Below are 14,562 nucleotides of genomic sequence, written 5' to 3' on the forward strand. Positions count from 1 at the left end.
CGCCGCCCCGGTGCCACGGCGACCGCCCCGCAATGCCGCCGCCCCCGTCCGGCCGCCCCGCCCGCCCCCCACCGCCGGGAGATACCCCCATGGCCCTGACACCGCCCACCCCGCCCACTCCCTCCGACGGCGCTCCCGCCCCGGCGGCCGCGGCCGTTACCGCACCCCCGCCCCGGCCCGCGCCCGCCGCCCCGCCGCTCCCCACCCAGGCCGACATCAGCCGGGAGATCGCCGCCCGGCACACCGCCGCCGAACGGGACCGGGCAGCGGGCGCACCGGCCCCGCACCACCCCGCCCGGGACTTCGCCCCCTACCGCAGCAGCACCGCCCGCCACCCCCACCGTGCGCCGGTGGAGATCGACCACCTCGCCGACCCGGAGGCCGTGGAGCTCGGCGGCCCCGCCTTCGGCGTCACGGACGTCACCGACCTGGACGCCGACCTGACCCGGCAGCACACCGGCGAACCGCTCGGCGAACGCATCACCGTCACCGGCCGCGTCCTGGACCGCAGCGGCCGCCCCGTACGCGGCCAGCTCGTCGAGATCTGGCAGGCCAACGCCGCCGGCCGGTACGCCCACCAGCGGGATCAGCATCCGGCCCCGCTCGACCCGCACTTCACCGGAGTCGGCCGCTGTCTGACCGATGACGCGGGCCGGTACGCGTTCACCACCGTCAAACCCGGCGCCTACCCCTGGCGCAACCACCACAACGCCTGGCGCCCGGCCCATATCCACTTCTCGCTCTTCGGATCGGCCTTCACCCAGCGGCTGATCACCCAGATGTACTTCCCCGGCGATCCGCTCTTCCCCTACGACCCGATCCTCGCCTCGGTCACCGACCCCACGGCCCGCGCCCGCCTGGTGGCCACCTACGATCATGAACTGACCGTCCCCGAAAGGTCCTTGGGCTACCGCTGGGACGTGGTCCTGGACGGCCCGTCCGCCACCTGGATCGAGGAGGGCCGCTGATGCCCCGCGCCACCACCCGCCACGACCCGGCCGGCACCCCGGCCGGCGCCCCTGCCGGGCCGCTCGCCCCGACCCCCGCACAGACCATCGGCCCGTTTTACGGCTACGCCCTCCCGTTCCCCGGTGGCGAGCAAGTCGCCCCGGCCGGCCACCCCGGCACGGTCACCGTGCACGGCTGCGTACGGGACGGGGAGGGCGCCCCGGTGCCGGACGCGCTGCTGGAGTTCTGGCAGGCGGGACCGGACGGCGGCCGTACGGGCGCGCCCGGTTCGCTGCGCCGGGACCCGGCCACCGGTGCGGTCCTCGGCCGCAACGGGGTGGACTTCACCGGCTTCGGCCGGGTCCCCACCGACGCCGACGGACGCTATGCCGTCCACACCCGGCCGGCCACCGCCCCCGCCGGGCAACCGGACGCCGCCCCCTACCTCGCCGTGTGCGTCTTCGCCCGCGGCCTGCTCCACCACCTGTTCACCCGCGTCTACTTCCCCGAGCACCCGGCGGACCGGCCCACCGACCCGCTGCTCGCGCGGCTGCCCGCGGCGCGCGCGGACACCCTGCTCGCCCGCCCCGACGGCCCCGGCCGGTACCGCTTCGACATCCGGTTGCAGCGGTCGGCCGACGGCGCACACGAGGAGACGGTCTTCCTTGCCTACCGATGACCTGCCGTGGAGCGCACCGGACCCGGCGGCCCAACAGCCGGACGAAGCAGCCGACGTGGGGCTGCTCGCGCCGTCCTGGGCCGGCTCCGCCGTGGCCGCCGCCACCGGTGACACCGGATATCTGCGGGCCCTGCTCGACGCCGAGGCCGCGCTGACCCGTGCCCAGGCCGCCCTGGGACTCGCACCGGAGGCGGCGGCCGCCGCCGTCACCGCCGCGGCCGCCGAAACCCACCGCTACGACCCCCGGGCCCTCGCCCTGCGCGCCCGCGCCGCCGGCAACCCCGTGGTCCCGCTCGTCGCCGACCTCACGGCCGCCGTCGCCGCCCGCGACCCCGAGGCCGCCGCCTACGTCCACCGGGGCGCCACCAGCCAGGACATCCTGGACACCGCCACGATGCTGGTCTGCGCCCGCGCCCTGGACACCGTGCTGCCGGACCTCACCCGCACCGCCGCCGCGCTGCGCCGGACCGCCGCCGAGCACCGCGACACCCCCCTGGCGGGCCGCACCCTCACCCAGCACGCGGTGCCGACCACCTTCGGCCTCAAGGCCGCGGGCTGGCGCAGCCTGGTGCTCGACGCCCATGACCGGCTGGCGTCTGTCCGGGCCGCGCTGCCGGTGCAACTGGGCGGCGCGGCCGGCACCCTGGCGGCCTTCCATGCCTACGCGGAGGCCGACGGCGCGCCGCCCACTCCCGACCTGGGGAGCCGGCTCCTCGCCCGCTACGCCGCCGAGACCGGACTCGCCGCACCGGCCCTGCCCTGGCACACCCTGCGCACCCCGGTCGCCGATCTCGCCGGTGCGCTGGCCTTCACCGCGGGCGCCCTCGGCAAGGCGGCCGCCGATGTCCTCACCCTTTCCCGCACGGAGCTCGGCGAACTCACCGAGGGCAGCGGCGGCTCCTCCTCCGCCATGCCGCACAAGACCAACCCGGTGCGCGCCACCCTGATCGCGGCCGCCGCCCGGCAGGTCCCGGGGCTCGCCGCGGTGCTGTACGGCTCGCTGGCCGCCGAGGACGAACGCCCGGCCGGCGCCTGGCACGCCGAATGGCAGCCGCTGCGCGACGCCCTGCGGCTGACCGGCGGCGCGGCCCGGGACGCCGCCGAACTGACGGCGGAGCTGCGCGTCCACCCGCACCGTATGCGGCAGAACCTCGACGCGACCGGCGGTCTGGTCGTCACCGAACGGCTGGTCGCCGCCCTCACCGCGCTGACCGGCCGCGCCGAGGCCCGCCGCCTCCTGGACACGGCGGCCCGGCGCACCGCGGAGCGGGGCATCGCGCTCCCGGCGGCGCTGGACGAGGTGCTGCACGAGGCACCGCCCGCGGCCCGTGACGAGGACCGGCCCGCCCCGCCCGGCGACCCGGCCACCCCGCGCGAGGCCCCGGCCGCCCTGCCCGAGGCCCCTGCCCTGTCCCCGTCGCGGCTGCGTCAACTCCTCGATCCCACCGGCTACCTGGGCTCCGCCGGTGCCCTCGTGGACCGTGCACTGGAACGCACCGAGCACCACCCACAGGAGTCCGCATGACCCACCCGCCCGTCACCCCGCTCCCGCACCACACCGAGGACGGCCCCGAAGACGCCCCGCCGCTCCTCCTGGGCCCCTCGCTCGGCACCTCGCTCGCCGTCTGGGACCCCCAACTCCCGTCCCTGGCACGGCACCACCGCGTCATCCGCTGGGACCTCCCCGGCCACGGCGGCACGCCCGCCGAGGTGCTGGGTGCCGGGCCCGCCCCCACCACCATCCCCGGCCTGGCCCGGCTGGTGCTCGGCCTCGCCGACGCCCTCGGCATCGACCGGTTCGCCTACGCCGGGATCTCGCTCGGCGGCGCCGTCGGGGCCTGGCTCGCCGCCCACCACCCCGAGCGGATCGCCTCGCTCGCCCTGCTCTGCTCCTCCGCCCGGTTCGGCGAGCCGGCGGGCTGGCACGAACGGGCCGCGCTGGTACGGGAAGCGGGGCTCGGCCCGATCGCCGACGCCGCCGCGAGCCGCTGGTTCACCCCGGCCTTCGCCGACGCCCCGCAGGCGCAGGCGCTGGTCGAGGGGGTGCGCCGGTCGGTGACGCCCGCCGGGTACGCGGCCTGCTGTGACGCCCTCGCCGCCTACGATCTGCGCGCCGCTCTGGCCCGGATCACCGCCCCCACGCTCGTCGTCGCGGGCCGCGAGGACCCGGCCACCCCGCCCGCGCACGCCCGCGAACTCGCCGACGGCATCTCGGACGCCCGCCTGCTGGAACTGTCCGGCGCCGCCCATCTCGCCAACGTGGAACGCCCCGCCCCGGTGCGGGACGCCCTCCTCGGCCACCTCGCGGCACACCCGGACAACGGCTCCCCGGCCGCGGCCCCGAGCCCCGGCGCACCCGCACCCCACCCCGCGGAAGGAACGGCGCTGTGACCCACCCCCAGCACACCACGGTCGGCATCATCGGCGGCGGCCCCGCCGGACTGCTGCTCGCGCGGCTGCTGCACCGCTCCGGAATCGACTGCGTCGTCCTGGAGAGCCGCGACCGCTCCTATGTCGAACGGCGCCAGCGCGCGGGCATCCTGGAACAGGGCACCGTCGATGTGCTCCGCGCCTGCGGGGCGGGGGAGCGGATGGACCGGGAGGGTTTGGCCCACGACGGCATCGAGCTGCGCTGGAACCGGCGCGCCCACCGCCTCGACTTCCCCGCGCTGACCGGCGGCCGCCGGGTGCGGGTCTACGCCCAGACGGAAGTCGTGAAGGACCTGATCGCCCTCCAGCTCGCGGACGGGCCACCGCTGCTGTTCGGGGCGCAGGCACGCGCCGTGACGGGCGCGGACACCGGCCGGCCCGCCATCCGCTACCACCACCAGGGCCGCGAGCAGACCCTGACCTGCGACTACGTCGTGGGCTGCGACGGCTTCCACGGTGTGGCCCGGGAGGCCGTACCGGAGCGCGTCCGCCGTACCTACACCCGCAGCTACCCCTACTCCTGGCTCGGGGTGCTCGCCGAGGCCCCGCCCTCCCACGACGAGCTGATCTACGCCCACTCCGCACGCGGCTTCGCGCTGTTCAGCATGCGTACGCCGACCGTCAGCCGGCTCTACCTCCAGGTCCCCAACGGCACCGACCCGGCCGACTGGCCCGACGACCGCATCTGGGACGAACTGGAGGCCCGCGGCGCGATCGACGGCCCCTGGAAACCCGCGCGCGGTCCGCTCAGCGCCAAGGCCGTCCTGCCGATGCGGAGTTCGGTCACCGAACCGATGCGGTACGGGCGGGTCCTGCTGGCCGGTGACGCGGCGCACATCGTGCCGCCCACCGGGGCCAAGGGCCTCAACCTGGCCGTCGCCGATGTCACCGTCCTGGCCCGCGCCCTCGACCGGTTGCACCGCACCGGCTCCACGGAGCTGCTCGACGCCTACTCCGACACCTGTCTGCGCCGGGTCTGGCGCGCCGAACACTTCTCGGCCTTCATGACGACGACCCTGCACACCGCCCCGGACCAGAGCCCGTTCGACACCCGGCTTCAGCACTCCCAGCTCGACCGGATCGCCGACTCGCCGCATGCCGCCGCGGAGCTGGCGGAGAACTACACGGGGCTGCCGCTGATATGAAGGCCGTTCACCGGCTCTGCCGGTAGCGGACCAGCAGCATCGCCGCGTCATCGTGCAGCGGTCCCTCGACATGCTCGACCAGGTCCTCCCGCACCGCGCGCAGCGCGGCCTCCGGGTCGGGGTCCTTGAGCAGCGCGGCGCGTTCGTCGAGGGGGTAGAAGCGGTCCGCCGCGTCGCGGGCCTCGGTGACGCCGTCGGTGTAGAAGAGCAGCTGGTCGCCGGGGGTGAACGGCACCTCGTAGGGGACCGGGGCGGCGGCGCCGTGCAGGGTCAGGCCGAGCGGCAGGGCGCGGTCGGGCGGCGCGGCGAAGCCGACCGTGCCGTCCGGGCGGACGACCAGCGGCGCCGGATGGCCGAAGTTCAGCAGGGTGGCCCGCGGACCGTCACCGATCTCGGCGAGCACGGCCGTGACGAACCGTTCGCCGGACAGATGGCGGTTCAGCGCCCGTTCGACCCGCTCGCCGACGGCCGGCAGATCCGGTTCGTCGTGCGCCGCCTCCCGGAACGCCCCCAGCACCACCGCCGCGCTCTCCACGGCCTCCAGGCCCTTGCCCTGCACATCGCCGACGATGATCCGCACCCCGGCGGGCGAAGTCACCACCTCGTACAGATCACCGCCTATCCGGGCCTCGGCCACCGCCGAGGTGTACGAGACCGCGATCCGCAGCGGGCCCGCGCCGCGCGGCACCGGGCGCAGCAGCACCCGCTGGGCGACCTCGGCGATCGAGCGGACGCTGGCCAGTTCGGCCTCCCGTCGCTGCCGCATCACCGCGGCGGCCACCCCGGCCGCCGTGACCCCGGCCACCGACAGCAGGGCGGTCGGACCGCGCCGGCTCTCGAACAGCCCGCTGTGGACGCCCATACCGAGGCAGAGCACGGACGCCGTCAGGCCGACCACAGCAGTCCGCCGCCAGCCGCCGACGAGCCCCGCGAACGCCGGGCCCAGCGACACCAGTGGCAGAAAGCCGACGCCCGGGCCCGCGGTGAGATCGACCGTGGTGACCACGGCCATGACCGCGTACGGGAGCACGGCCAGCGCACGGGAGCCGGTCCGCCGCTCCCCCTTCTCCACGGTCAAGGTGTTCTCCGACGGTGTGTAGCTGAGGTGATCGGGCAAGAGGGCCGCCGGCCGTCGGAATGTCCGAAAGCGGCCCCCGGCCCCCGACCTGAGCATAGGCACCATATGCCGTACCGAAATACCTCGAATGCGTGCTGTTACCGAATCGCAGTGGCCCCGCACGGCCGGACAGCACCCCCGCCGGACGGGCCGCGGATCTTACGGACCCATGACACGACGTCCCGAAAGCGGGCCGGAACCCGCTGTCGCGCCTAGCGTCACCGGCATGCGTGTACTGGTCACCGGCGGCGCCGGATTCATCGGATCGCAGGTCGTCGAGGCGCTCCTGGCGCACGGGCACGAACCCGTCGTCCTCGACGCGCTGCTGCCCTCGGCGCACCCCGCTCCCCCGCCCCCGCGCCCGGGGGAGCGGCGCATCGTCGCCGACGTACGGGACCGGACGGCCGTCGACGCCGCCCTGCGGGGTGTGCACGCGGTCTGCCACCAGGCGGCGATGGTGGGCCTCGGCAAGGACTTCGCCGATGCGCCCGACTACGTGGGCTGCAACGACCTGGGCACGGCGGTGCTGCTGGCCGCGATGGCCGCGGCCGGGGTGCGGAAGCTGGTCCTCGCCGGGTCGATGGTGGTCTACGGAGAGGGCCGCTACTCCTGTGCCCGCCACGGGGTGGTGCGGCCCGGTCCGCGGGCGGTGGCCGAGCTGGACGCCGGGAGGTTCGAACCCCGCTGTCCGGACTGCGGCGCCGAGTTGCGGCCCGGCATGGTCGGCGAGGACGCCCCCACCGACCCGCGCAACGTCTACGCGGCCACCAAGCTCACCCAGGAACATCTGGCCGCCTCCTGGGCACGCGCCACCGGCGGCCGGGCCGTCGCGCTGCGCTACCACAACGTCTACGGCCCCGGGATGCCGCGCGACACCCCGTACGCCGGGGTCGCCTCGTTCTTCCGCTCCGCGCTGGCCCGAGGCGAGTCGCCGACGGTCTACGAGGACGGCGGCCAGCGGCGGGACTTCGTCCATGTCCGGGATGTCGCGACGGCCAACGTCGTGGCGCTGGAAGCCTTGCCGGACCGGCCCGCGGGCGCCCTGACCGCCTACAACACGGGCAGCGGAGTACCGCACACCGTCGGCGAGATGGCCCGGACCCTGGCCGCGGCGTGCGGTGGTCCGGCGCCCGTGGTGACGGGGGAGTACCGGCTCGGCGACGTACGGCACATCACCGCCTCCTCGCACCGGATCGCCGAGGACCTCGGCTGGCGCGCGGCCACCGGATTCGCGGCGGGGATGACGGAGTTCGCCCGCGAGGGCATGCGGGCGGCCCCGGCGGGATGACCCGCACGCCCTCCCGGCCGCCACCGTCCAGGCCCGTGAACCCCTGAACTCTCCTCTTCCGCTTCTGATACGCAGGTGAACGCGTGACCCACTTCCCACCCCCCGTCCCCCGGCCCGCCCCGGTGGACGTCGTCCTGCCCTGTCTCGACGAGGCCGCCGCGCTGCCCTGGGTGCTGGCCCGTATCCCGGCCGGCTGGCGGGCGATCGTCGTCGACAACGGCTCCACCGACGGCTCCGCCGAGGTAGCCCGCGGCCTCGGCGCCACCGTGGTGCACGAGCCGCGCCGCGGCTTCGGCGCCGCCTGCCACGCCGGACTGCTCGCCGCCGACGCCGACATCGTCTGCTTCTGCGACTGCGACGCCTCCCTCGACCCCGCTCTCCTCACCCCCTTCGTCGACGCGGTCCGGCACGGCGCCAGCGATCTGGTGCTGGGCCGCCGCCGGCCCCAGGGCCGCGGCGCCTGGCCGCCGCACGCGCGGGCCGGCAACGCCGTACTGGCCCGGATGCTGCGCCGCCGCACCGGACTCCGCCTGCACGACCTCGGCCCGCTGCGCGCCGCCCGGCGCACCGCGCTGCTCGGACTCGGCCTCACCGACCGCCGCAGCGGCTACCCCCTCCAGATGGTCGTCCGGGCCGCCGACGCCGGCTGGCGCGTCGAGGAGCGCGCGGTGCCCTACCGGCCGCGCACCGGCCGTTCGAAGGTCACCGGCACCTGGCGCGGCACCTGGCACGCGGTGCGCGATATGCGCGCCGTTCTCCAGCAGCCGCCGTTCGCACCCCGCACGGAGGAGACGGCCCGATGATCCTTCCCGCAGCCGCTGCGGCGCCGACCGGTCCCACCACCCTCCTGGTCATCGCCAAAGAACCGGTCCCCGGCCGGGTCAAGACCCGGCTCACCCCGCCCTACACCCCGGACGAGGCCGCCCAGTTGGCCGAGGCCGCGCTGTACGACACCCTCCAGGCCGTACGCGCCATGCCCGCCCGGCGGCGGGTCGTCGTCCTCGACGGCCGCCCCGGAAACTGGCTGCCGGCCGGCTTCGACGTCCGGCCGCAGTGCCCCGGCGGCCTCGACGAGCGACTTGCCGCGGCCTTCGCCGACAGCACGGGCCCGACCCTGCTCATCGGCATGGACACCCCCCAGGTCACCCCGCAACTCCTCGCCCCGGCACTGGAGTCAGGTGCCTGGGACGACTGCGACGCCTGGTTCGGACCGGCCGAGGACGGCGGCTTCTGGGCGCTCGGCCTGGCCGTCCCCGACCCCCGGCTGCTGCGCGGCGTACCCATGTCCACCGACCGCACCGGCGCCGCCCAGCGCGCCCGGCTGACCGCCGCCGGACTCCGGGTACGGCACCTGCCGCCGCTGCGCGATGTCGACACCGCGGACGACGCACACCACGTCGCGGCCGCCGCCCCCGCCGGCCGCTTCGCCGCCACCCTGGCCCGGCTGACCCCGGTCACCGCACGATGAGCACCACCGTGTCGCCCACGACACCCACCGACCGGCGCGACACCGTCTCCTGGGGCGCGGACCCGTACGCCGACGCGCTGCGCAGCGGCCGCGGCCCGCTCTTCCTGCGCCGCAGTGACGGCTGGCTGCTGCCCCTGGAGGTCGAGCGCTGGTGCGCGGGGCCGGACGCCGCCGATCTGTCGGCGCTGCGCCGCTGCGCGGGCAGCGTCCTCGACATCGGCTGCGGACCCGGCCGGCTGGTCGCCGCGCTCGCCGCGCAGGGCCGCCGGGCCCTCGGCATCGACGTCAGCGCGGCCGCGGTGGCCCGCACCTACGCCATCGGCGGCACCGCACTGCACCGCTCGGTCTTCGACACCCTCCCGGGAGAGGGGGCCTGGGACACCGCCCTGCTCCTCGACGGCAACATCGGCATCGGCGGCGACCCGCACGCCCTCCTCACCCGCACCGCCGAACTGCTCGCCCCGCACGGACTGCTCATCGTGGAGACCACCCCGGCAGACGTCGACGAACGGGTCCAGGTCCGGGTCGAGGACGGCTCCCACACCCCCCGCCCCCCGGACGCCCACTTCCCCTGGGCCCGCGTAGGCACCCCCGCCCTCCTCCGCTACGCCTCCGCCAGCCCCTGGACCCCCATCGAACAGTGGACCGTCCCGCACCCGACCGCCCAGTCCCCAGACACCGAACGCTGCTTCGTGGCGCTGCGGCGTGGCGGTTGGTGAGGAGCGCGAGACGTTCGAGGCGGGGTTTGCACCGGCGCGGCCGAACCCGTTCGGCCGCGCCGGTGCGGAAACCCCGCCAACTCCGGCCAACTCCCGTGCATCCCTGGGAACTTGACGCACCCGCCAGTAGCATCCGGCCGGCCCGTAGCACGCCGCCCGAGCAGCCCCCCTCGAAAGGGTCTCCTGCATGCGCCTGACCTCCCGCGTCGCCCCCGCCGCCCTCGCCGTGGCCGCCCTCCTGCTCGGCGTCCTCCCCGCGCAGGCCCGGGCCCACCCCGACCGCGCCCCCGGCCGCACGCCCGACCGGGTCACGGTCGGTGACCGCACCTACATCGCCGACGGCCAGGGCCGCGCGCTCCAGTGGCGCGGCTTCAACCTCGCCGACAAGAACAGCCGAGGCACCCACGCGTTCGCCGACATCCACGAGAGCGACCTCAAAGGCATGGCCGCCCGGGGCTTCAACCTCGCGCGCCTCGCGTTCTTCTGGGACGACCTCGAACCCACCCCCGGGCACTACGACCGCGGCTACCTCACCAAGATGCGCCGCATCCTCGACTGGGCCGACCGCTACCACATCAAGGTCATCCTCGACGCCCACCAGGACGTCTACGGACCCCACTTCGGCTCCCGCGGCGTCCCCGACTGGGCCACCCGCGACGAGGGGCTGCCGTTCGAGCCGATACCCGACGACTGGTTCTCCGAATACTTCGAGCCCTCCGTACAGACCGCCTTCGACCATCTGTACAAGGACGCCGACTTCCGCGCCGCGCACGCCCGTATGTGGATGACGGTCGCCGCCGCCCTGGGCAGGCACCCGGCGTTGCTCGGCTACGACCTGATGAATGAGCCGTTCGCGAAGTTCCTCGAAGGCGAAGACCTCCCCGCCGCCGCGGCCCGCTTCGAGGCCACCGAGCTCACCGAGCTGTGGAACCGTCTCGCCCGGGCGATCCGCCTGGTCGACCACAGGTCGTGGGTATTCGTCGAACCCACCGTCATCGTCGGTCTCGGCGTCCCGACCCGGCTGGGCCACATCGACGACCCGCACGCCGGCTACGCCCCGCACTTCTACGAGACCGCGATGGAAACCGGCGCCGACTACGACCCCGACGGCACCTTCATCCCCGCCTTCGAGGCCGCGATCAGCGACTACCCGACCCGTCAGCGCATGCCGGTGATCGTGGGGGAGTGGGGCGGCAACCCCTACGTTCCGCACGCAAGCCAGTTCGTCACCGACATGACGGCCTCCATGGACCGCTTCTCCAGTGGCTGGACGTGGTGGCAGTGGTGCCGGGGCGGCGGCTACTGCTTCCTCGACCAGACAGGCGCCCCGAAGCCCAACGCCCAACTGCTCGTCCAGCCGTACGCGCGGGCGGTCGCGGGCGACCCGCTCACCTTCGCGTACGCCCCGGCCACCCGCACCTACACGCTCACCTTCCGCACCCGCGAAAACGCCGAGGGCCCCACCCGGATCACCGTGCCCAGGGACACCTACCCAGGCGGCTACCGCGTCCATGTCCAGGGCAGCAAGGCCAGTTGGCACGACCACGACCAGACCGTCACCGTGCACACCCACGGCCGGGCCGGAGCCACCTACAGGGTCACGATCAGCCCGAGGTAGCCACTCGTTCGGCGAACGGCACGCGCCGCTATGGTGTGCCGATGTCGTCGATCAAGCAGTTCCAAGTCACCTTTGACTGCGCAGAACCTGAGCGCGTCGCTCGCTTCTGGTGCGAGGTGTTGGGGTACGTCGTACCGCCGCCGCCGGAGGGGTTTGCCACGTGGGGCGATTTCGACCGCTCGCTGCCGCCTGAGCAGCAGGGTGCCGCGTTTGCCTGCATTGATCCCTCAGGTGTGGGCCCGCGGCTGTTCTTCCAGCGCGTCCCCGAAGGCAAGGTCGTCAAGAATCGGGTGCATCTTGACGTGCGGGTCGGCACCGGGCTCGTGGGTGAAGAGCGCCTGGCCGCACTGGAGGCCGAGTGCGCACGGCTGGTGGCGCTGGGCGCGGTACACGTGCGCACACTGCATGCCGATGGCGTGAACGAGTCGTGCATCCCGATGCAGGACATCGAGGGCAACGAGTTCTGCCTCGACTGAGGGAAAAGGCGGGACACGGTGTGCCGGCGCGCCCTCGATCCGTCCGCCAAATCTGACGGATCGATGACGCCCCCGCCGCCACCCGCCCGTTGCCGCCCGCCGGCGCCTAGCGTGCGGGCGTGACCTCCTGTGCAACCCCCCGTGTGACCTCGGAAGAACGCGCCGGGCGCCGCCTCGATCTGGTGGCCGCCGCGGCCGCTGCACTGCTCGTTGTGGCCGCTGCCGTCGTCGGTACCGTCATCGAGCGCGCCAACGGCAGCCTGCATGTCAACTGGCCCCCGCTGTACGCCTCGTGGTCCCCGCATCTGGGGCCCGGTACCCCCGCCGCAGTCGTGATCGCCGTCCTCGTGATCGTCCACGGGCCGCCGCTCGCCGCCCGGTTGCCCTGGCGGCGCCTCGTCGTCCTGGGCTGGGCGGGCTCCCTGGCCTGGACCGGGGCGCTGGCGATGATCGATGGCTGGCGGACGGGGATAGCCGGCCGGCTCACCACCGCCTACGAGTACCTGACCGTCATCGACCGTTTCGACGACCTCGGGCCGGCCCTGCGCGACTTCACCCACCACATCCTCAACAACGCGCCGGACCACTGGCCCGCCCATGTCGCCGGGCATCCGCCGGCCGCCGTGCTCACCTTCGTCGGTCTGGACCGCATCGGGCTGGGCGGGGGCGGCTGGGCCGGCCTCTGGTGTCTGATCGTCGGCACATCCGCCGTGGCCGCGGTGCTGATCACGGTGCGGGCGCTCGCCGGTGAGCCGCTCGCCCGCCGGGCCGCGCCGTTCCTCGTCCTGGTCCCTTCGGCGGTCTGGGTGGGCACCTCGGCGGACGGCTATTTCGCGGCCGTCGCCGCCTGGTCGCTGGCGCTGCTCGCCCTCGCCGCCACCCGCCGCACTCTCCCCCAGCTATCGCTGGGAGGTGCCCCCATCCCGGCCGCCGCCGCCCTGGCCTCCGGGCTCCTCTTCGGCCTGACCTGCTATCTCTCCTACGGGCTCACCCTGATCGCGCTGATCGCCGCCGCGGTGCTGTGGCTGACCCGGACCGTCCGCCCGCTGCCCCTCGTGGCGGCCGGCGCCGCAGCCGTCGCCGTCGCCTTCACCGTGGCCGGTTTTTCCTGGTGGGAGGGGTACCTCCTGCTGGTCGAGCGCTACTACCAGGGCGCCGCCGCGGTCCGCCCGTACGCGTACTGGGTATGGGGCAATCTCGCCTGCACCGTCCTGATCATCGGGCCCGCGACGGTGGCCGCGCTGCGCCGCGCGCTCGCGGCCGCCCCCGCCGCCGGGCGCGGCCTCCGCCCGTCCGCCGGGCCGCTGCGGGACCCCGCCGACCGGCTGGTCGTCCTCGTGCTGGCCGCGCTGTTCGCCCTGCTCGTCGCCGACCTCTCCGGGATGAGCAAGGCGGAGACCGAACGGATCTGGCTCCCGTTCGCCGCCTGGCTGCCGGCCGCCTGCGCCCTGCTGCCCGCCACCCGCCGACGGGCATGGCTGACCGCCCAGGCAGTACTCGCACTCCTGCTCAACCACCTTCTCCACACCGGATGGTGACGGTGCGTCAGGGCATCGAGAAGGGAATCAGGCGAGGTAGGGGCGGGTCGAGTTCACCCGGCCGGGGCGCAGGATCCGGATCGGGCCGCGGTTGCAGGAGGGGCAGTCGGCGCGGGTCAGCGGGGAGGCGACACGGACGCCCCGGGTGAAGTAGTCGGCGCGCCGGTGGCCGGCCAGATCCGTGGTGTGCCGGATCTCGTACTCCTCTTCCCACCCGTGTCCGCAGTGCAGACAGACGAACGCATACGCCTCGTGAACCGTCTCGGTGTCCCGTTCCATGATCACCACACCCTTTCCCCGGGCCACGGCGCTCCCACCAGGACCGGATGCCTGCCGCACCTCCCATTATCGCGCTCGGCCACGGGGATGGCGGGTGCAGATTTCCGATCCGTGCAGAAGCCGCCGCAGGGCTCGTGACCAGGCACGATGTGGGCGTCGGGACCCGGCAGCTGTCTCTCCGGCCATGATCAGGAGGGACGGAACCCAGTTGCCGGTTACCAGGGGGCAGGGGATCAGGCTGCCGGCGAGGTGAGCTGTCGGCAGAGCAGCTCGTGGGCGAGCTGCACCGTCGTCAGCAGGTCCTCGCGGGTCGTGCCGAGGTTGGCCCGCACGGACAATCCGTGCACGACCGATTGCACGAGTCCGGTCAGGGCCGCCGCGTCGGTCCCGGCGACGAGTTGCCCGTCCCTCCCCGCTCGCTCGATGCGCGTGAGGAGGGCCCGCTCGTTCCAGCCGTGCAGTTCTGCGTAGTAGGCGCTGATGTCGAGTGTGCGCGTGCTGTCGGTCATCGCGGCGCTGCTGAGCAGGCAGCCTGGATGGGCGTCACTTGGCCGGGTGAACTCGTCGACCGAGTCGGTGAGGAGGCGGTCGATGACGGTCCGGAGATCCTTCTCGGTGACGGCCTGCCGGTAGATCTCCCGGTAGCGCTCGGCGTAGGTCCGCACCGTTTCCTCGAACAGCCCGGCCTTGCTGCCGAAGGCGGCGTAGAGGCTGGAGGTCGAGAGTCCGAGGGCCGCGGTGAGGTCGCGGGTCGACGTCCCGGAGTAGCCGCGCCGCCAGAAGAGGCGGGCGGCGTCGAGGATCGCGCGGTCGCGGTCGAAGGCTCGTGGTCGTCCACGGGTTGGTTGGGACACCCT

Annotated in this window: 15 protein-coding genes; 12 read left to right on the forward strand and 3 right to left on the reverse strand. The window is 74.5% G+C overall.

The window, feature by feature from the left end; genetic code table 11:
- The first annotated feature begins 89 nt into the window (after window positions 1-89).
- From pcaH to CP981_RS30235, 5 genes are read left to right on the forward strand one after another with little or no spacing between them, the layout of a single operon-like run.
- Window positions 90-968, forward strand: a complete 879-nt coding sequence (gene pcaH, locus CP981_RS30215) for a protocatechuate 3,4-dioxygenase subunit beta (RefSeq protein ID WP_244329845.1) — start codon at window positions 90-92, stop codon at window positions 966-968.
- Entirely contained in the window at window positions 968-1,627 is a 660-nt protein-coding gene (pcaG, locus tag CP981_RS30220; RefSeq protein ID WP_085923835.1) for a protocatechuate 3,4-dioxygenase subunit alpha, read from the forward strand. The genes pcaH and pcaG overlap by 1 nt, the downstream gene beginning before the upstream one ends.
- Window positions 1,614-3,152, forward strand: a complete 1,539-nt coding sequence (pcaB, locus tag CP981_RS30225) for a 3-carboxy-cis,cis-muconate cycloisomerase (protein ID WP_244329846.1) — start codon at window positions 1,614-1,616, stop codon at window positions 3,150-3,152. Before pcaG ends, pcaB begins: the two co-directional genes overlap by 14 nt.
- Window positions 3,149-4,018: a 3-oxoadipate enol-lactonase gene (gene pcaD, locus CP981_RS30230; protein ID WP_085923837.1), complete on the forward strand. Its 870-nt coding sequence runs from the start codon at window positions 3,149-3,151 to the stop codon at window positions 4,016-4,018. The genes pcaB and pcaD overlap by 4 nt, the downstream gene beginning before the upstream one ends.
- The gene (locus CP981_RS30235; RefSeq protein ID WP_085923838.1) at window positions 4,015-5,202 is read left to right on the forward strand and encodes a 4-hydroxybenzoate 3-monooxygenase; all 1,188 of its coding nucleotides are present in this window, start codon (window positions 4,015-4,017) and stop codon (window positions 5,200-5,202) included. The genes pcaD and CP981_RS30235 overlap by 4 nt, the downstream gene beginning before the upstream one ends.
- Window positions 5,203-5,209: 7 nt before the next feature.
- Here CP981_RS30235 and CP981_RS30240 read toward each other — a convergent pair whose 3' ends face one another.
- Entirely contained in the window at window positions 5,210-6,214 is a 1,005-nt protein-coding gene (locus CP981_RS30240; protein ID WP_085923920.1) for a PP2C family protein-serine/threonine phosphatase, read from the reverse strand.
- Between the two features lie 331 nt (window positions 6,215-6,545).
- On the opposite strand from CP981_RS30240, the gene CP981_RS30245 reads away from it, so the two are divergent.
- From CP981_RS30245 to CP981_RS30275, 7 genes are all read left to right on the forward strand, one after another.
- Window positions 6,546-7,607, forward strand: coding sequence for an NAD-dependent epimerase/dehydratase family protein (locus tag CP981_RS30245; RefSeq protein ID WP_085923839.1), 1,062 nt, complete (start codon window positions 6,546-6,548; stop codon window positions 7,605-7,607).
- Window positions 7,608-7,690: 83 nt separating this feature from the next.
- Window positions 7,691-8,410, forward strand: coding sequence for a glycosyltransferase family 2 protein (locus CP981_RS30250; protein ID WP_085923840.1), 720 nt, complete (start codon window positions 7,691-7,693; stop codon window positions 8,408-8,410).
- Window positions 8,407-9,075: a TIGR04282 family arsenosugar biosynthesis glycosyltransferase gene (locus CP981_RS30255; RefSeq protein ID WP_085923841.1), complete on the forward strand. Its 669-nt coding sequence runs from the start codon at window positions 8,407-8,409 to the stop codon at window positions 9,073-9,075. The genes CP981_RS30250 and CP981_RS30255 overlap by 4 nt, the downstream gene beginning before the upstream one ends.
- The gene (locus CP981_RS30260) at window positions 9,072-9,794 is read left to right on the forward strand and encodes a class I SAM-dependent methyltransferase (RefSeq protein ID WP_085923842.1); all 723 of its coding nucleotides are present in this window, start codon (window positions 9,072-9,074) and stop codon (window positions 9,792-9,794) included. The genes CP981_RS30255 and CP981_RS30260 overlap by 4 nt, the downstream gene beginning before the upstream one ends.
- A gap of 187 nt (window positions 9,795-9,981) precedes the next feature.
- A complete protein-coding gene (locus CP981_RS30265) occupies window positions 9,982-11,412 on the forward strand; it encodes a cellulase family glycosylhydrolase (protein ID WP_085923843.1) in 1,431 nt (476 codons plus the stop codon).
- Window positions 11,413-11,453: 41 nt separating this feature from the next.
- Window positions 11,454-11,888, forward strand: a complete 435-nt coding sequence (locus CP981_RS30270) for a VOC family protein (RefSeq protein WP_085923844.1) — start codon at window positions 11,454-11,456, stop codon at window positions 11,886-11,888.
- 119 nt (window positions 11,889-12,007) lie between these two features.
- On the forward strand, window positions 12,008-13,426 hold the full coding sequence (locus CP981_RS30275; protein WP_244329847.1) for a hypothetical protein: 1,419 nt from the start codon (window positions 12,008-12,010) through the stop codon (window positions 13,424-13,426).
- A gap of 27 nt (window positions 13,427-13,453) precedes the next feature.
- Here CP981_RS30275 and CP981_RS30280 read toward each other — a convergent pair whose 3' ends face one another.
- Both CP981_RS30280 and CP981_RS30285 read right to left on the reverse strand, forming a co-directional pair.
- Window positions 13,454-13,705 (reverse strand): hypothetical protein, encoded by a 252-nt coding sequence (locus CP981_RS30280; RefSeq protein ID WP_042160019.1) that lies wholly within the window; start codon window positions 13,703-13,705, stop codon window positions 13,454-13,456.
- A 233-nt stretch (window positions 13,706-13,938) separates the two neighbouring features.
- Entirely contained in the window at window positions 13,939-14,559 is a 621-nt protein-coding gene (locus CP981_RS30285) for a TetR/AcrR family transcriptional regulator (protein ID WP_085923845.1), read from the reverse strand.
- Window positions 14,560-14,562 lie beyond the last annotated feature (3 nt).

The sequence above is a fragment of the Streptomyces platensis genome (assembly GCF_008704855.1).
In the GTDB taxonomy this organism is placed as follows: Bacteria; Actinomycetota; Actinomycetes; order Streptomycetales; family Streptomycetaceae; genus Streptomyces; species Streptomyces platensis.